At 48.6% G+C, this 15,819-nt stretch carries 19 protein-coding genes; 15 read left to right on the top strand and 4 right to left on the bottom strand.

What is annotated here, in order from left to right; translation table 11 throughout:
• Entirely contained in the window at nucleotides 1-945 is a 945-nt protein-coding gene (locus tag J2125_RS20120; protein ID WP_017801301.1) for an SDR family NAD(P)-dependent oxidoreductase, read from the top strand.
• Nucleotides 946-950: 5 nt separating this feature from the next.
• Here J2125_RS20120 and J2125_RS20115 read toward each other — a convergent pair whose 3' ends face one another.
• The gene (locus J2125_RS20115; RefSeq protein WP_026111720.1) at nucleotides 951-1,847 is read right to left on the bottom strand and encodes a LysR family transcriptional regulator; all 897 of its coding nucleotides are present in this window, start codon (nucleotides 1,845-1,847) and stop codon (nucleotides 951-953) included.
• A 131-nt stretch (nucleotides 1,848-1,978) separates the two neighbouring features.
• Between J2125_RS20115 and J2125_RS20110 the strand changes: the two genes are divergently transcribed.
• Genes J2125_RS20110 through J2125_RS20095 form a run of 4 tightly spaced genes read left to right on the top strand, consistent with a single transcriptional unit; the run spans nucleotide 1,979 to nucleotide 5,614 of the window.
• Complete coding sequence (locus J2125_RS20110; RefSeq protein WP_017801299.1) at nucleotides 1,979-3,172, top strand: MFS transporter; 1,194 nt, start codon at nucleotides 1,979-1,981, stop codon at nucleotides 3,170-3,172.
• Nucleotides 3,173-3,224: 52 nt separating this feature from the next.
• Nucleotides 3,225-3,968, top strand: a complete 744-nt coding sequence (locus J2125_RS20105; protein ID WP_209499530.1) for an SDR family oxidoreductase — start codon at nucleotides 3,225-3,227, stop codon at nucleotides 3,966-3,968.
• 37 nt (nucleotides 3,969-4,005) lie between these two features.
• Entirely contained in the window at nucleotides 4,006-4,968 is a 963-nt protein-coding gene (locus J2125_RS20100) for an aldo/keto reductase (RefSeq protein WP_017801297.1), read from the top strand.
• A gap of 34 nt (nucleotides 4,969-5,002) precedes the next feature.
• On the top strand, nucleotides 5,003-5,614 hold the full coding sequence (locus J2125_RS20095) for an isochorismatase family protein (RefSeq protein WP_017801296.1): 612 nt from the start codon (nucleotides 5,003-5,005) through the stop codon (nucleotides 5,612-5,614).
• A gap of 64 nt (nucleotides 5,615-5,678) precedes the next feature.
• Here J2125_RS20095 and J2125_RS20090 read toward each other — a convergent pair whose 3' ends face one another.
• Nucleotides 5,679-6,710, bottom strand: coding sequence for an aldo/keto reductase (locus tag J2125_RS20090; protein WP_026111719.1), 1,032 nt, complete (start codon nucleotides 6,708-6,710; stop codon nucleotides 5,679-5,681).
• Nucleotides 6,711-7,075: 365 nt separating this feature from the next.
• Nucleotides 7,076-7,411 carry a hypothetical protein gene (locus J2125_RS20085; RefSeq protein WP_017801294.1) on the bottom strand — a complete coding sequence of 112 codons (336 nt, stop codon included), beginning with the start codon at nucleotides 7,409-7,411 and terminating at the stop codon, nucleotides 7,076-7,078.
• A 612-nt stretch (nucleotides 7,412-8,023) separates the two neighbouring features.
• Here J2125_RS20085 and J2125_RS20080 point away from each other — a divergent pair.
• The 9 genes from J2125_RS20080 (at nucleotide 8,024) to J2125_RS20040 (ending at nucleotide 15,040) form a co-directional block, all read left to right on the top strand.
• A complete protein-coding gene (locus J2125_RS20080; RefSeq protein ID WP_017801293.1) occupies nucleotides 8,024-8,443 on the top strand; it encodes a translesion error-prone DNA polymerase V autoproteolytic subunit in 420 nt (139 codons plus the stop codon).
• Nucleotide 8,444: 1 nt separating this feature from the next.
• Nucleotides 8,445-9,707, top strand: coding sequence for a translesion error-prone DNA polymerase V subunit UmuC (umuC, locus tag J2125_RS20075; RefSeq protein ID WP_017801292.1), 1,263 nt, complete (start codon nucleotides 8,445-8,447; stop codon nucleotides 9,705-9,707).
• A 5-nt stretch (nucleotides 9,708-9,712) separates the two neighbouring features.
• On the top strand, nucleotides 9,713-9,997 hold the full coding sequence (locus tag J2125_RS20070) for a hypothetical protein (RefSeq protein WP_017801291.1): 285 nt from the start codon (nucleotides 9,713-9,715) through the stop codon (nucleotides 9,995-9,997).
• Nucleotides 9,998-10,326: 329 nt separating this feature from the next.
• On the top strand, nucleotides 10,327-10,737 hold the full coding sequence (locus J2125_RS25200) for a helix-turn-helix transcriptional regulator (RefSeq protein WP_338063265.1): 411 nt from the start codon (nucleotides 10,327-10,329) through the stop codon (nucleotides 10,735-10,737).
• Between the two features lie 18 nt (nucleotides 10,738-10,755).
• Complete coding sequence (locus J2125_RS20060; RefSeq protein ID WP_017801289.1) at nucleotides 10,756-12,066, top strand: ParB family protein; 1,311 nt, start codon at nucleotides 10,756-10,758, stop codon at nucleotides 12,064-12,066.
• Complete coding sequence (locus J2125_RS20055; RefSeq protein ID WP_017801288.1) at nucleotides 12,063-12,623, top strand: DUF2857 domain-containing protein; 561 nt, start codon at nucleotides 12,063-12,065, stop codon at nucleotides 12,621-12,623. The genes J2125_RS20060 and J2125_RS20055 overlap by 4 nt, the downstream gene beginning before the upstream one ends.
• Complete coding sequence (locus tag J2125_RS20050) at nucleotides 12,620-13,714, top strand: STY4528 family pathogenicity island replication protein (protein ID WP_017801287.1); 1,095 nt, start codon at nucleotides 12,620-12,622, stop codon at nucleotides 13,712-13,714. Before J2125_RS20055 ends, J2125_RS20050 begins: the two co-directional genes overlap by 4 nt.
• A gap of 261 nt (nucleotides 13,715-13,975) precedes the next feature.
• On the top strand, nucleotides 13,976-14,449 hold the full coding sequence (locus J2125_RS20045) for an STY4534 family ICE replication protein (RefSeq protein ID WP_017801286.1): 474 nt from the start codon (nucleotides 13,976-13,978) through the stop codon (nucleotides 14,447-14,449).
• Nucleotides 14,450-14,563: 114 nt separating this feature from the next.
• On the top strand, nucleotides 14,564-15,040 hold the full coding sequence (locus J2125_RS20040; RefSeq protein ID WP_017801285.1) for a hypothetical protein: 477 nt from the start codon (nucleotides 14,564-14,566) through the stop codon (nucleotides 15,038-15,040).
• 254 nt (nucleotides 15,041-15,294) lie between these two features.
• Here J2125_RS20040 and J2125_RS20035 read toward each other — a convergent pair whose 3' ends face one another.
• Complete coding sequence (locus J2125_RS20035) at nucleotides 15,295-15,495, bottom strand: hypothetical protein (protein ID WP_017801284.1); 201 nt, start codon at nucleotides 15,493-15,495, stop codon at nucleotides 15,295-15,297.
• A 76-nt stretch (nucleotides 15,496-15,571) separates the two neighbouring features.
• Between J2125_RS20035 and J2125_RS20030 the strand changes: the two genes are divergently transcribed.
• A complete protein-coding gene (locus tag J2125_RS20030) occupies nucleotides 15,572-15,808 on the top strand; it encodes a hypothetical protein (RefSeq protein ID WP_017801283.1) in 237 nt (78 codons plus the stop codon).
• Nucleotides 15,809-15,819 lie beyond the last annotated feature (11 nt).

Below are 15,819 nucleotides of genomic sequence, written 5' to 3'. Positions count from 1 at the left end.
ATGCGAACTGATTTCTCTGCCGTTGTCGCTCAACTATTAGTGAATCAATCACTCAGTCGTCGTCAGATAATGATTCGACTGCTGTCATTGAGCATGCTTTCCAGCATATTTCCACTTAATGTACTGGCTGCTATAGCATCGGACGCCATAATTCCAACCCAAAACAAAAAACGTGTTTTGATCACAGGCTCTTCAGGCGGGCTGGGGTTTATGGCTGCAACTATGCTGGCCAGACAAGGCCACAAGGTGGTGGTTCACGGTCGCTCTGCGCAACGGACCCAAGAAACTTTAGAGAAAATCCCTGAAGCTGAAGCCGGTGTACATGGTGACTTTTCCAGCCTGCAACAAGTGAAGGATTTAGCCGATCAGGCGAATAAGCTTGGCCGGTTCGACGCCGTGATTCACAACGCGGCGATTGGCACGCGAGAGTCCAGGCTCATCAAGAGTGAAGATGGCTATCCCCAGGTTTTGGCCATCAATACGCTTGCACCCTATGTGTTAACGGCATTAATGCAAAAGCCTGAGCGACTTATTTATATGAGTTCCAGCATGCAGTTTGGTGTCGATGGCAACGAAGCCCTTAACGATTTGCTCTGGCAGCAGCGGGAATGGCAGGGCTATACGGCTTATAGCGAAAGTAAATTTCTGGACGCAATGCTAGCGTTTAGCATTGCCAGATTATGGCCCGGGGTATATGCAAACACAGTAGATCCTGGCTGGGTACCGACCCGAATGGGTGGTAGCGGCGCCCCCGATGATTTGCATCAGGGGCACCTGACCCAAGGCTGGCTGGCGGTCAGCGACGAACCTGCGGCAAAAGTGTCCGGGCGCCATTTCCACCATATGCAGCAGCAGAAAACTAACCCGGATACGCTTAATCTTGCACTGCAGGATCGATTCCTGATGCAATGCGAACAATTAACCAGTGTAAAACTAGCTGGCTGAAGGCGCTAGCCGGTTGGTAAACGTAGTGCATCGAGAACCAGCTGAAACGCAGGTAATGAATGGCGACGGCTGGGGTAATACAGGTGGTAGCCAGGAACCTGTGGGCTCCACTCTTCGAGCACCGTAACCAGCTGCCCGGCATCAACATAGGGTTGCACCACATCCTCAGGGGCAAATGCCAGTGCATACCCTTCGATCGCCGCGGTTAGCAGTTGCGGGGAAGTATTGAAAATCATCTGACCTGAAACCTGAACGTTAAGGCTTTTGCCTTCCCTGGCAAACTCCCAGGCATATAAACCGCCATGGGTAGCAAGCCGCAGATTTGCACAGTTATGCGCGATCAATTCATCAGGTGTTTGTGGCGCGGGATATCGCGCGAAGTAGCCCGGCGATCCAACCACTAACATGCGAAAATCAGGTGAAATACGCATGGCAATCATATCATTTGCTATTTGGCTACCATTGCGGACTCCGGCATCAAAACGTTCAGCAACAATATCGATCAACCCATATTCAATATTTATCTCAATCGTAATATCAGGATAATCGCGCAACAGCGGGGCAAGTTTTGGCCAGAGAATCGTCGTAGCAGCATGGTCATGCGCACTAATGCGCACCGTACCTGACGGCTTTTCGCGTAACTCAGTCAAGGCTGCGAGTTCGGCCTGAATTCCGGAATAATAAGGCGCCAGGTTAGATAACAGCCGTTCCCCGGCCTCCGTTGGGGCGGCTCCGCGCGTGGTGCGGGTTAACAATCGTATCCCCAGATTTTCTTCCAGCGAATTAATGCTGTGACTGACGGCAGATTGCGATATGCCTAAATGTGCCGCTGCGCGGGTAAAACTTCTCTCGCGTGCAACAACGATGAAAACCGACAATCCGTTGTAATTTATCGTGCTCATCATGAATTTACCTCATACCAGTAATCTTAGTATGACACTTCTTAGATAGCAGCGCATTGCTTAAACTCTCTTCTGATGTCCAACATTTTCAGCTCCACCTGTTGTTGCTGAAATCACCAGAGAAGTTACGCATGAGTCAAAGCTCAATCATCAATGAAGAGATGAAAGCCCCATCAAAAGCGCAATGGAGCGCGGTATTTTCACTATCGTTCAGCGTGGTATGCCTGGTTACAGCAGAATTACTGCCAGTCAGCCTTCTGACCCCGATAGCCTCTGCACTTGATGTTACCGAGGGAATGGCTGGCCAGGCCGTCACTGCAACTTCCGTTATGGGAGTGATTGCCAGTCTGTTTATGGCAGCAGCAACGCGGCGGCTTGACCGCCGACACGTGTTGCTAATATTTAGCCTGTTTTTTATCGCCTCCAACACTTTGGTTAGCTTTGCGTCAGGTTACGGCACCTTGATTGCCGGACGCATACTGCTGGGTGTATCGCTGGGGGGCTTTTGGTCAATGGCAGCTGCCGTCTCGATGCGCTTAGTACCCGTAGCAAGCATTCCGCGTGCCCTTTCCATTATCTTTGGTGGTGTTTCAATAGCCATGGCAATTGCTGCCCCGCTGGGCACCTGGCTGGGAGGCCTGATTGGCTGGCGCGGCGTATTTGCTGCGGCAGCTGTCATGGGGCTGGTCGGGCTGGCCTGGCAGTGGCGTGTGCTGCCAGCAATGAAGCCCAACAGCCAGTCAAGTTTGGCAACGCTGTTTAGTTTACTTAAAAGGCCACAAATTGGCGCAGGAATGCTTGGCATGGCACTGGTGTTCGGTGGACACTTTGCCTTCTTTACCTATTTACGTCCTTTCCTGGAGCACGTTGCTGGCTTTGACGTCAATGGTGTGTCGATGCTGCTGTTTTGTTTCGGCGTCGCCAACATAGCCGGGACCTCTTTCGCCGGGTTGATGCTAAGTCGCAGTTTGCGCTGGACCTTGGCGCTGGTGCCCTTATTAATGTCAGTACTGGCGGTTGCACTGGTGTATATCGGGCAGTCAACCCTCACGGTATCGGTATTGGTCATGCTTTGGGGGTTTCTGTTTGGCGCCGTGCCTGTCGCCTGGACGACATGGCTGACACGCGCCATTCCGGATGAGACAGAAAGCGGCGGTGGATTACAGGTTGCGGCCATTCAATTAGCCGTTACAGCAGGAGCCGGGCTCGGCGGCATTCTGTTCGACCACTCAGGCGCATATGGCGCGATCACCGGAAGCGCGATCACCCTGGTGGTCGCGGCGATATTGATACTTATCCGCATTCGCCCCCAGTCCATTAGCTAACAGTCAGTCACTGAGTGCTTAACCACCCTTAAACAATTCGTCAGGAGTATTTATGCATAACAATATCAGCGGAAAAATTATCGTTATCACCGGCGCCAGCAGTGGGCTCGGTGAAGCGACGGCCCGCCTTTTGGCCAGCCAGGGGGCCAGAATCGTACTGGCAGCACGTCGGGCAGAACGAATCAACGCGTTAGCTGAAGAGTTAGTTGAATCTGGCGCGCAGGCCATTGCCGTGACAACCGATGTCGCCAGACGGGATGATGTATCTAATCTGGTCGACATCGCGGTCAAAACCTTTGGCCAGATTGATGCGATGATCAATAACGCCGGTGTCATGCCCCTTTCTCTGGTTGAAAAGCGTCAGGTGGAAGAGTGGGAGCAGATGGTTGATATCAACATTAAAGGCGTTCTGTATGGCGTGGCCGCTGCTTTACCGCATATGCAGGCCAGAAAGAGCGGTCATTTCATTAACGTTGCATCGACGGCCGGGCATCGAGTGATGCCAACGTCCTCTGTTTACTCTGCCACCAAATATGCCGTACGCGCTTTTTCAGAGGGACTGCGGCAGGAAGTGACTCCGCATAATATCCGCGTCACCATTATCTCTCCAGGCGCATCGGCCACTGAGCTGATGAGTCATGTCAGTGACGAGGAGCTGGCAAACAATCTGAAAGCCAGTACTGAATACGCCCTGCCCGCCAGCGCTTTCGCCAATATGGTCTCCTTTGCTATCAGCCAGCCCGAAGAAGTAGATGTTAACGAAATTTTATTCAGACCGACGAGACAAGAGAAATAAGCGCTCCCGCCTTACACATTTTGACAGAGGTTTGATAATGAAAACCAGAAAACTGAGAGAGTTAAATGTTTCTGCGATTGGCCTCGGCTGTATGGGATTCAGCCACGGATACGGTCCGGCACCAGAGCGTAACGAATCCATCAGACTTATCCGTCGCGCCTTCGAAATGGGCTGCAATTTTTTTGATACCGCTGAAGGTTATGGCGCGGGTGACAATGAGTCGATTGTCGGCGAAGCACTCAAACCGTTACGGCAGAAAGTCATTGTTGCGACAAAATTGCATATCCCTGATGACAGTGATAAGTCCCTTAAGATGGTGATCAGCGAGCACCTTGAGGCATCGCTTAAGCGTCTGCACACCGACTGTATCGATTTGTATTATCAGCACCGGGTGAATAAAAATATTCCGGTTGAAGAGGTCGCGCAATGCATGGGGGAGCTGATCAGGGAGGGCAAAATCCGTGGTTGGGGCCAGTCTCAGGCAACTGAGCAGGAATTAAGACGAGCACATGCGGTAACACCTTTAACCGCGATTCAAAGTGAATACTCCATGATGGAAAGGATGTTCGAAAAAGATGTCATTCCAGCATGTGGTGAACTGAATATTGGCTTCGTCCCCTTCTCTCCTCTGGCAAGTGGTTTTCTGAGCGGCAAACATCATGCACAAAGCCAGTTTACCGGCGACGATGTACGCAAAGGTATCACCCGTTATACGAAAGAAAATATTCAGGCCAATCAGCCCCTGCTTGATTTGCTGAATCAATTTGCCGGTCAGAAACAGGCCACGGCTGCCCAGATATCCCTGGCGTGGATGCTGCATAATAACGATTTTATTGTGCCCATTCCGGGCATGCGCAGTGAAGCGCGGTTTAGCGAGAACTTTGCTTCAGCTGGAATTGAGTTATCTGAAGCTGAGTTTCAGCGTATTGAGGATGCGTTGTCTCAGGTCGAAATCCATGGCAATCGCACCGATGAAGATATTGCGAAATTGTACAAATAAACGGCTTTAGCATGCTTCAGCGCGAGAAGAGACGATGAAAGAGACAGGACAATTCTGGCAAAACGAAACTTCAGGTGTCAGCACCTTACTTCAGCGCGAGGAGGTATTATTTATTTTTGCCGACCTTCATCCAGGACTCGTGCAACAAAGCAAAACTATTTCTCCAGAATCTCTGGCCGTCAATTCAGGCAATCTGGCCAAAGTTGCTAAAATGCTCAGTCTGCCCTCACTTTTTCTGACGGTCCCACAAGGGAATGCCGGTAATGAACTTATTGATGAGCTTAGAGATTTCGCGGATCAAGCCACAACGTTTCATCGTATCAACGCCGACCCATTTGGGGTAAAGCCAATACGAGAAGCCATTAGAAGCAGCGGAAAAAAAACATTGATTGTCTCGGGCTTCAGCGCTGAAGTGGCCGTTTTGCTGACAACGTTGAGTGCCTTGCGTCATGGTTACTCTGTACAGATCCCTGTTGATTCTATTGGCAGCCGCTCATCGCGGACAGAAGAGGCAGTGATGCGACAGGCTGAACGTGCTGGTGCAATTCTGACATCAGCGACAAGCGTGGTTGCTCAACTCTCTCCGGATTTTTCACAGGAACCAGGCAAAAGTGTATTAACCGTTATATCCGGCTTCCGTACCTGAGGTTTTAAGCGCCAGAGGTTGTCATTTATTCTGGCCATCCGTGGCATCTGAATAGCTACGCGACTTATCCGGCTAAAGGGCGACGGGTCAGGGTCAAGGGTTCATCAGAGAGCGGTGGAATAACACCATCCACCACATGTGGAATATATGGCGCTTCAAGCTGGACAATTTCTTCGCGGCTCAATGTGAAATTGAGCGCTTCGATAGCCGTTGTCAGATGTTGAGACTGCGTGGCGCCAACGATGGGGGCGGTAACACTCGATTTTGATAACAACCAGGCCAGAGCAACGTGCGCTTCAGGAACGCCATGTTCAGAGGCAATGTGCTGAACAACCTGCACAACGGCTTTATCCTGCTCCGCAGCACGTTGATACATGCCAAGAGCAAATGCGTCATTTTGCGCTCGATGCGTGGTTTCGCTCCAGGCACGAGTTAATCTTCCGCGAGCCATTGGACTCCACGGAATAACGCCAACGCCCAGATCCTCACACAGCGGCAGCATCTCACGTTCCTCTTCACGGTAGAGAAGATTGTATTGTGGTTGCATTGAGACAAAACGTGTCCAGCCGTTACGTTCAGCAGCGAACTGCATTTTTGCAAAGCGCCAGGCTTCCATAGAGGAAGCGCCGATATAACGAACCTTACCCGATTTAACGATGTCATGCAGGGCTTCCATCGTTTCCTCAACTGGCGTGCCATGGTCGAAGCGGTGAATCTGGTAGAGATCAATATAATCCATATTGAGACGCGTCAGACTGTCATCAATGGCTTTAAACAGTGCCTTGCGTGACAGAAACCCACTGTTTGGCGAGTTTTTCCACGGGAAGAAAGCTTTAGACGCCACCACAATTTCATCACGCAGTGCCATATCGTTAAGCGCCCGCCCAACGATTTCTTCGGAACTACCGCCAGAATAGATATTCGCAGTATCGAAAAAGTTGATACCGGCTTCCAGTGCCTGGCGAATAAATGGCCGTGAAGTTTGCTCGTCCAGCGACCAGGGTTGCGGCGAACGAGAGGGTTCGCCAAAGCTCATACAGCCAAGACATAAGCGGGAAACTTTTAAACCTGTGCGCCCTAAATTGACATACTGCATGCTGGCTCCGTAAGCGACCTCAATAATTCATGTCCAGAAATCTTAGAAGCACACCAAGAGATTCACTACAGCCATTTAGTTAATGCAGTCATGAGCAAATTTCACCAATCGATGTAATATTAATTATTGTCTGGCAGCACTTTCAAGCCAATAAACAAACCTGCCTTGGCCGAATACGGAGGCACGCCAGGTAGTTTCTTTGCCCGCGACTCCATCAGGTAGGATTTAATCCTATTTTTCAATACTATCAGCGATCTTCCGCCTGTGTTGTTCCACCACCTGCTTCATTCGTAAAAATTTTAACCAGCAGCAAACAAGCATCATCAGATGCATTTGCGAGCGAACATGATGATGCTTAAATCGTGTCAGACGTTCCAGACTTCGAATTCGTATACCCCGCTAATACTCTCAACCATAATCGCGCAGTGTATTATTACATCCTGATCTGCAACACCATACTTTTTCAGAATGGGAATAAATGCATCACAGACATTCTCTTTAGCGTTCGACTTTTTATCACTGTCGGTTGAACCAGTGATGTCCATTGTGCCGAAAAATGTGGTCTCCACACTCCTTAATTTTTCCCAGCAAGTAAGAGCGGCGATATCCCGTCGCACTCTATCTGCTTTATCCTTCATGATGATATCTGTAGTTTCACAATTATTTGTTACTGAATAAGTTAATAAAAAATCCTTTTCCATCTTTTAATTCCTGATTAATTAAACCGGATTTACACCTCTCACTGAAAAACGAGAAATGTTCCGATCGAGTGCCTCAAAGATTTGAACGCCACGCAAGCAGTAATTCGGCCTGAGTACTTTAATAAGACGGCTAATCATGACGGTACTTTATATCCTGTAATGCCCGATATTGCGCAACGTGCCATCCATCTTATATCAAGTACAACAAAAAGGTAGCCCCTCGATGGATGAAATAAGTGACTCAAATCCTGAAACCATCGCATCAGAAAATGGCTGCCATCAGTTCCCGGATGAGTTTATGCATCACCCGCCCAGCCCGGTATGTTCTATCTCCTGAAATTTCAGCTAAAGCTGGCACACTGACAAAAGATGAAATGGGTTATAAGTAAGTAGGATCGCCACTAATTGATAAGATAGATAACCCAATGCTATGGCCACAAGATTCGCACCTGATTTGAGTTAAAAACATTTATTTCCCCTTCCCCGACCTCCAGGCAAGACTAAAATCTCTTTGCCATCATAGCCTTCACAAATTATCTTCAAAAGCAGCTTGATCGATCCACGCGATCAATAATACTGTAATTACATACAGTAGTTGTTGAGAAAATCCATATGCAGTTCTTAAAGCCCGTTGAAGTCCACGCAATCATGCAGTTACCGCTTTTCATTGACCGCGTACCCTGCGGTTTCCCTTCACCGGCAGATGATTATGTTGAGCAGCGAATTGATCTTAATAAATTGATGGTGCAGCACCCTTCCGCAACTTATTTCGTCAGAGTCAGCGGTGATTCCATGATTGATGCCGGGATCAGTGATGGTGATATGCTGGTTGTGGACAGTGCCCTGCACGCTGAACATGGCAACATTGTGATCGCCGCAGTTGAGGGAGAGTTCACTGTAAAAAAGTTGCAACTGCGCCCTGCCGTTCAGCTTGTTCCCATGAACGCAAACTACTCGCCAATTGTGATTGGTGCTGAGGAAGCGCTGGATATATTTGGCGTCGTGACCTTTGTCATTAAAGCGACTGACTGACATGTTCGCGCTGGTTGATGTAAATAGCTTTTATGCATCCTGCGAAACAGTATTCAGACCCGATCTGCAGGGGTTGCCGGTAGTCGTTTTATCCAATAATGATGGGTGCGTTATTGCTCGTAGCGCCGAAGCAAAGAGATTGGGCATTAAAATGGGTGACCCGTTTTTCAAAATGAAAGACGACCTGCGCCGCCATAATGTGAAAGTGTTTAGCTCAAATTATGCCCTCTACGCGGATATGTCTAACCGCGTAATGACCACTCTGGAAGAAATGGCGCCATCAGTAGAAATTTACTCGATTGATGAAGCGTTTATGAATGTCTCGGGCATCAGTAACTGCATGTCTCTGGATCAGTTTGGCCGGGATGTGCGGCGCCGGGTTTTCAGGGAAACCCATCTTACAGTTGGCGTGGGTATAGCACCGACCAAGACCCTGTCCAAGCTTGCAAATCATGCAGCCAAAAAATGGAGCAAGACAGGCGGCGTGCTCGACCTTTCATGCAAAGACCGTCAGCGGAAGCTGATGAACATTGTTGCTGTCGAAGATGTCTGGGGAGTCGGAAGGCGCATCAGCAAAAAACTCAATCTGATGGGTATCGAAACGGCTCTTCACCTGGCGGAATGCTCGCCATGGTTCATTCGAAAAAACTTTAACGTGGTACTCGAACGAACCGTCCGTGAACTAAACGGCGAACAGTGTCTGGAGCTTGAGGAATTTGCCCCTACCAAGCAGCAGATTGTCTGCTCACGATCCTTCGGCAGTCGCATCACGGATTACGAAGAGATGCGTCAGGCAGTTTGCTCATATGCAGAACGGGCATCTGAAAAACTACGTGGCGAAAAACAGTTTTGCCGGCAGATATCTGTTTTCCTGCGCACCAGCCCGCATGCCCTCACCGAACAATTCTATGGAAATCAGGCTGGCGGAAAGCTGCTAACCCCCTCTAACGATACCAGGGACATCATTCGCGTTGCGATGGAATCTCTCGATCGGATATGGATCGACGGTCACCGGTATATGAAAGCAGGTGTGATGCTGGGAGACTTTTTCAGCCAGGGTATTGCCCAGCTCAATCTGTTCGATGAGTTTAAACCTCAGCCTGACAGCGAGGCACTAATGCGTGTTGTTGACGGGCTCAATCAAAGCGGGAAGGGAAGAATATGGTTTGCCGGACAAGGGATCAGCAAGTCGTGGTCAATGAAACGGGAGATGCTTTCTCCAGCATACACCACAAGGATCGCGGATTTGCTCGTCGTGAAGTGACGTTTATGATGAAGAGTCTGGACGAGCTGCTATCAAACAATGGCAATAAACAGGTATATGAGATTAACGGGCAACAGGTAGTTGTTGATCTGTATCGAAAAGCCAGCCAGAGCGATATTATTGGTTACGAGCTCTACGGGCTGATGGGGCTGGGTATGCTGTGCGGACAGTCAATTATCACACCGGATGGTGATGCATATGATGATTTTGATGCGGATGAATTACGCGTGCTCGGAGTCGTAACTGCCATTATCACACCTGTGTATGAGGCAGCCCGGCCAGCAATTTAGTTGAAAAAAAGGTGCGCACCCGGTCCTGACAATTGCGCGAAGGAGATTCGCAGTTGGAAATTTACAGGGTATAGCCATACCAAAAAAGAATATATTTTTATTTCTGGAATGCATATCTCAGAAATTTATCGCATTTCATTGAACCCTGTGATTGAATAACTTACCAGGCAATTTAATAATGAAAAAATGATTGCCGAATAAAAGCATTCCTACCTCGCCAATAAATTATTGGTATCATAATTTACTGGGTTATAATCAAAAAAATAAATATAACCCCATGACTTATGGCGTCGCAATATAATGTAGTGTGAATAACAGAAACTTTATCGATGTCACCACCAATATTACCAATGGCGTCTGCACAGGTTAACAATTCTGCTTATCGAGCTCTGGCCCACCGTAGAGTGCGTCGCCGTAAATTAATTATCCAGGACATATACAGAATTAGAGGATGCCAGCCTCAGGTGCAAATGCAAATACTTCCGGGAGAAGTTGTACCTGCCTACACGTACTTATCAGGAGAAGGAGCAACGAAAATGGACAGTTTCAGGTTAATACGACTACCTCAGGTTGAAGAAAAAACCGGTTTCGGTAAGTCATGGATTTATCAGCAAATCCGCTGCAAACAATTCCCCACAGCTATTCGCATAGGTACTAACAGCGTCGCATGGCTTGAAAGCGACATCGACGAATGGATTAACAGACAAATCAGTCTGAGCCGCAACCGTCCACTTCGGTAATTGCCAAGAGAGTTAGCCATGAATGCCATACTTCAGCAGAATGGCGATGCACCTCAGCTTGCCGAAACAGGCCATTCCGGAGTCGTGGCCTCGCTTGAGCAGATTAAGCCATTCGCATTAAATCCAAGGCTGAGCCGGAATCCCTGTTACGACGAACTGAAAGCGTCGATCAGGCAGCGGGGTTTAGATAATCCACCGTTGCTGACCCGCTCTCCCAACGATCAGTTATTTACGCTGGCGAGCGGAGGCAATACGCGGTTGGCCATTCTCAATGAGCTATGGCAGGAGACCGGTGAAGAACGTTTCCACACCCTTTTCTTTCCCTTTCTCCCCTGGCCGGATGAGAGCGGAGAATTGCGGTGCCTGATAGGCCATCTGGCAGAAAATGACCTGCACGGTAAACTGACATTTATTGAGCGCGCCCAAGGTATCGACAGCGCAAGAAAGCTTATTCAGCAACAGCATGGCATAACCCTCTCGCAACGTGAATTAGCAGAACGACTGACCCTGCAGGGTTACCCCATTTCCCAGTCCCATATCAGTAAAATGGAACAGACGCTGACATGGCTTTTACCCTGCATTCCCGATCTGCTTTATCAGGGGCTAGGCAGATCGACGATTGAAAAACTGCTGGCACTGCGTTCATCTGTTATGCACTTACAGGAGAAACATCCGCCAACTAGCGACCTGGATCAGATTTTCGGCCAGGTACTTAGCACCTTCAATCATGGTGAGGATGGTCTGGTTATCCACCATTTCCAGGATGAACTGCTCGGGCAGCTCAGTGGACGGTTAGATGTAGATTTTAACCTTCTGCTGCTCGAAATGGATGAGGCCACTCAAAAGCGCCAGGCTTTGCTCGGAAAGCCAGAAGAACCTCCCCCGTGGAAACCGCCTGAACACGCTGATACCAAACCACGCAGTAAGGAACCCACAAGGGAAAAGCCAACACCCACCCCATCGCTGCATGAAAATGAGCCAGTAAATGATATCTGGAAGATTGAACCTCTGTTTGATTCACCAGAATCATTACGGCCAATGGCCGATCGTCTGGCCTGGGATATCGCGACTATCAGCGGCCTGGAGAATTATGTCACTCCGGTCCCGGAAAATGGTGTGGGATTCAGTCTGCTATCACCACCCGTCAACGGTGACAGAGCATGCTATCAGTTGCTCTCATTTCTTACCGGCGAGCGTGGTATTGCCATGCCGGCACTGGAGATGTTGATTTCGCCAGAGCGCGACGATCAGCAGATACTGAAAATACTCCGTCTGATCCGCATCAGCCGCCGTATTTTCCAGCTTGAGAAAAAGGAGGAAAGATCATGATCCCCTCCATCAACCAGGCAGTACTGACACAAGTACTGCAGGAACTGAAAGAAGGGAATGTGCGTTATTGTGAGTCAATGGGGTTCGACCAATATGAGCTTGCACACCTTAGTTCTTTAAGCGTGGAAGAAGTTCTCTACCTGAGCAATAGTGCCGCTCATTTTTTGAAGATTTCAGTTAATCATGACGTACTGCGCCAGATGCTGGTACAGGTTCATCAGACACAGCAACAGCAAAAACTGGTTGATCAGTCGCTGGCTCTGGGTGCTTCAATTGCCCTGCTCCATCACTATTTTGGCATGTCAACGGTAGAGGTCAGCGCCCGTCGTCGGCTACTGGGAATTTGTGTGCGCGCCGGAAGAAATGAGAATCCCGATGAAGCAGCGGAACATCAGGTCTGGCACCGATGGCAGGAAATCAAACCGGATAAGCTGGATTCACTGGAAGGCTTGCAGGCCATGCTGTGCGTTGCTGAGGAGCTGTCACTTTCACTGACCGTGGTGTGGAACCTTGTGCAACAGTGGGAGGTCCCCATTTCACAGGAAGAAAAAGAATGACCGATGCTTTCAGTACTTTGCTGAAATCATTACAGGACAGACCACAGCAACAGCCGGATTCCCGGAGTTTGCTGCAATCAGACAGCCTGTTGTTTATGGGTAATCCGCAGGAAACGGTGCCACGGCTTTTGTTGCTCGACCAAAACCTGTCACCGCGAGATAAATTTACCTGGCAACTGATCCGTCTGCATGCCAGCACAAATCAAAGTGCTGCGTTCCCGCAATATGATGAGCTTCGTGTGATGCTGGCAACCTGTCCTGCTTCCGAGCGCGCCTCGCGGAGTACTGTCAGTCATTGTCTGATGATGTTGCGCCTCACCCGCTGGTTAAGCCTTTGCCAGCGGGTACGCAACCGTCACAATGGGCGCGTCGTCGGAAATATCTACGCCCTGCATGATGAGCCTTTAACTTTGCTGGACGCCCAGCGACTGGATAATACCTATCTGAAACTGCTTAATGAGTGCAGCAACCGCACTAATAAGCTTTTAAATCTAACAGCTCATGCCATTCTGCAAAGCCTGCTCGATGACCCGGAACAAAAGTATCTGGCCTCCCGCTTTGAATTTTTCAACCAACGCGCCGCCAGCATTCTGCTGCTTGCAAAGTCCTCTGATAAGACTCAGCAGAATTCACTAAGTCCTGTATCAGGACCCGGTACTTCCGCACCTGCCGAGAAGTGTGAATCAGCTGAAAATTCAGAGGTGTTCTACAGAGTCCCGAATCAGGACTCAGCTTACGTACTTAATAAAGTAAAAAGAAAAAGAAGTAGTACGTCCGTTTGCTGGCCAGAAACATTATCACTCACCTCTGCAGAACGTGGCGCCATCTGGCGGGCTATGGAAGCCTTGCCCGCCCCTCTCTGCCAGGAAGTACTGGATAACTGTGCATGCCGGATTGCATCGGGAGGTATTGAGAAACCACTCGGCTACATTCTGGCGACGCTGCGCAAGGCGCGTCAGGGAGAGTTCAATTTGTTTAAGCGGCAAAAATCTGCACGCAATCGGACACAATCTGCCGAACCCGAGCCTCGGGTACAGGCGATGTTTGACCATCTGCACGCGATATGTCTGGCAAGGCCAAATAAGTCTTAGTTATCTACTGATGTTTGATTCCAGTGGAATCATTTTTGACTTACCAGATAATTCCTTCGTACCAGTAAATAATAGTCACTTAAACCTCCGCAGAAAATCCGTTTTGCTGATCCTGTATCAATGCTGTGTTACACAGCGCCCGCCATTTGGCTCCCTGAATCGTGATGCATGCTGAAAACACAAACGCCAAGGCGTGAATGTTTTTCTAATTTTCTTTAAAGGAATTAATCGCATCGCTGACACAGAAGAAGGAGATTCATCATGACTGAGCAGAGCTGGTTTAATTTAAATATCAATGGAATAGGTTATGTTAACCGTATCCGTGAAGTTACACCGAAAAGAGGTGATCCTTTCTTATGCTGTGATATCGCCGCGCTGGAAGGGCCCTCTGATGACGTTGAATACCTGCGTTTTGATTGCCGGGTCACTGGTAAAGATGCGCAGCAACTTATCCGCCGCTGTACGCAGGCCTGTGAGGATAAACGTAAGATCCTGATTCAGTTCCGGCTTGGTGATCTTTATACCGATACCTTTGTATACAGCAAAGGTGATCGCAAGGGGCAGACAGGCGTCAGCCTGAAAGCACATTTGCTGTTTATCGGTTTGATTCGCATCGATGGTGAAGAGGTTTACCGGGCGGAACGCCCTGCTGCGGTTGAAGTTCCTGATGCTACAGAGCCGCCTGCTGAGAAAGTTAATAATGCAGAAAGTGATAGTAAGTTGGCTTGTTTCTGATGTGAATAAGTGCCTCTGGTACAGAGGCACTTATTCAGGAATCTATCCGCTGATCCTGGTCCGGGGCAGTGTTAAAATCCATATGCTATAGCCAAGGACATGGAGGAAAGTCCGATGCAGATAAATATCCATACGTATCAACCAGCTGAAGCTCTTCCCGGTTACTTTTACTTAGTTGATGTCACCAAAGCGTCTGGTGAAAAAAATCAGTACGTAGTCCAGATTCATCATCTGCCGCCGAAGTTACAGGAAATGTTCACCGATCAATATCATGCTCATGATATTAAAAATAACTTTTATCTGACTGATTTTTTCCCTTTACGTAAACTTCACGATGATATTGACCGGTTTGGCAAAGATAAATCGATGGGATATAACTTGGATGAGCTGCATGAGTTTCTGCTTGTTGGGATTGGGGGCGCCGTGCAGCATTTTGTTCAAAACCTACATCCGCATGCCATTGTTGCAATTCCCACCCGGCCCGGTCTTGGCTGGCTATACGATGAAATTATGCGCGATTATTCTGCGTGCATGGGGTATAATTATAACGAATCATACAAGGAGTTTTCTATCTATGTCCTTGAAACCTAAAAAATCTGCTATCCAGACTGTTAACGGGTTGACCCGTGCAGACATCCTTCGCATAGCGCTGAGTGACCGCGCAGAGTGCGCCAAAGCACTTTCGGACGCAGTTAAAACGGGCGGTGATGGCTATATCGGCGAAAGCATATCAACCGTTACTGTTCGTAGCGTTCTGCAGCGACGTACGCACCACCATTCTTAATTTTTGAGGCCGCAGACGCGGCCTTTCGAACCAGAAAGATGGCTGCATGAACTATCGAATATTATTCAGGTAGTTTTTCATTTCTGAGCTGTCGAATTTCTGCCTCTTCAAATGCATCGCGTAACATCCCGAGCTGGTCAGCCAGAATCAACAGCAAAACATAATTCGGCCCTACATCATCATGTTCGATCATCACTTTGACTAAAACCCGAGATCGGTCAACCAGGTCTCTGGCCGATGGATGTTCATGTTTCAGATTCATACACACCTCCAGCGGAGGCAATTGCAATTCTGGATAAGCAGATAAGATACATAGCGCAAGCTAAAAAGGTTAAATCATGGCAGTTATCCTAAAGAAAGAAGAAAAGATTCAGACTACCTGCGATTCTCTTCAGTCTGGTTTCACCTTTGAAGAATTCTTGGAATCCTTCATATCGCTGTATCCAAAAGACTGGGAAAAACTGGGTAAAGAATATGCAAAACATGAACGTAAAACGAAGCCCGGCAAAAGCCACCCAATGCCAGAGCCGGTGCAGTACATGAAAAATGCTTTAAATGTGCATCAGAAGAAATAATAAATTCACGC

Origin of the sequence: Winslowiella toletana, from assembly GCF_017875465.1 — a bacterium.
In the GTDB taxonomy this organism is placed as follows: domain Bacteria; phylum Pseudomonadota; class Gammaproteobacteria; order Enterobacterales; family Enterobacteriaceae; genus Erwinia; species Erwinia toletana.
The sequence above is the reverse complement of the archived record's forward strand: the minus strand, read 5'-3'. Positions and strand labels throughout refer to the sequence as shown.

Bases quoted from the DNA above. Each gene is read 5' to 3' on its own strand.
- J2125_RS20045 (WP_017801286.1), top strand. From the start codon at position 13,976: ATGACTGAGCAGAGCTGGTTTAATTTAAATATCAATGGAATAGGTTAT.
- J2125_RS20070 (WP_017801291.1), top strand. From the start codon at position 9,713: ATGATGAAGAGTCTGGACGAGCTGCTATCAAACAATGGCAATAAACAG.
- J2125_RS20030 (WP_017801283.1), top strand. From the start codon at position 15,572: ATGGCAGTTATCCTAAAGAAAGAAGAAAAGATTCAGACTACCTGCGAT.
- J2125_RS20095 (WP_017801296.1), top strand. From the start codon at position 5,003: ATGAAAGAGACAGGACAATTCTGGCAAAACGAAACTTCAGGTGTCAGC.
- J2125_RS20100 (WP_017801297.1), top strand. From the start codon at position 4,006: ATGAAAACCAGAAAACTGAGAGAGTTAAATGTTTCTGCGATTGGCCTC.
- J2125_RS20080 (WP_017801293.1), top strand. From the start codon at position 8,024: ATGCAGTTCTTAAAGCCCGTTGAAGTCCACGCAATCATGCAGTTACCG.
- J2125_RS20035 (WP_017801284.1), bottom strand. From the start codon at position 15,495: ATGAATCTGAAACATGAACATCCATCGGCCAGAGACCTGGTTGACCGA.
- umuC (WP_017801292.1), top strand. From the start codon at position 8,445: ATGTTCGCGCTGGTTGATGTAAATAGCTTTTATGCATCCTGCGAAACA.
- J2125_RS20060 (WP_017801289.1), top strand. From the start codon at position 10,756: ATGAATGCCATACTTCAGCAGAATGGCGATGCACCTCAGCTTGCCGAA.
- J2125_RS20055 (WP_017801288.1), top strand. From the start codon at position 12,063: ATGATCCCCTCCATCAACCAGGCAGTACTGACACAAGTACTGCAGGAA.
- J2125_RS20085 (WP_017801294.1), bottom strand. From the start codon at position 7,411: ATGGAAAAGGATTTTTTATTAACTTATTCAGTAACAAATAATTGTGAA.
- J2125_RS20040 (WP_017801285.1), top strand. From the start codon at position 14,564: ATGCAGATAAATATCCATACGTATCAACCAGCTGAAGCTCTTCCCGGT.
- J2125_RS20120 (WP_017801301.1), top strand. From the start codon at position 1: ATGCGAACTGATTTCTCTGCCGTTGTCGCTCAACTATTAGTGAATCAA.
- J2125_RS20090 (WP_026111719.1), bottom strand. From the start codon at position 6,710: ATGCAGTATGTCAATTTAGGGCGCACAGGTTTAAAAGTTTCCCGCTTA.
- J2125_RS25200 (WP_338063265.1), top strand. From the start codon at position 10,327: ATGTCACCACCAATATTACCAATGGCGTCTGCACAGGTTAACAATTCT.
- J2125_RS20110 (WP_017801299.1), top strand. From the start codon at position 1,979: ATGAGTCAAAGCTCAATCATCAATGAAGAGATGAAAGCCCCATCAAAA.
- J2125_RS20115 (WP_026111720.1), bottom strand. From the start codon at position 1,847: ATGAGCACGATAAATTACAACGGATTGTCGGTTTTCATCGTTGTTGCA.
- J2125_RS20105 (WP_209499530.1), top strand. From the start codon at position 3,225: ATGCATAACAATATCAGCGGAAAAATTATCGTTATCACCGGCGCCAGC.
- J2125_RS20050 (WP_017801287.1), top strand. From the start codon at position 12,620: ATGACCGATGCTTTCAGTACTTTGCTGAAATCATTACAGGACAGACCA.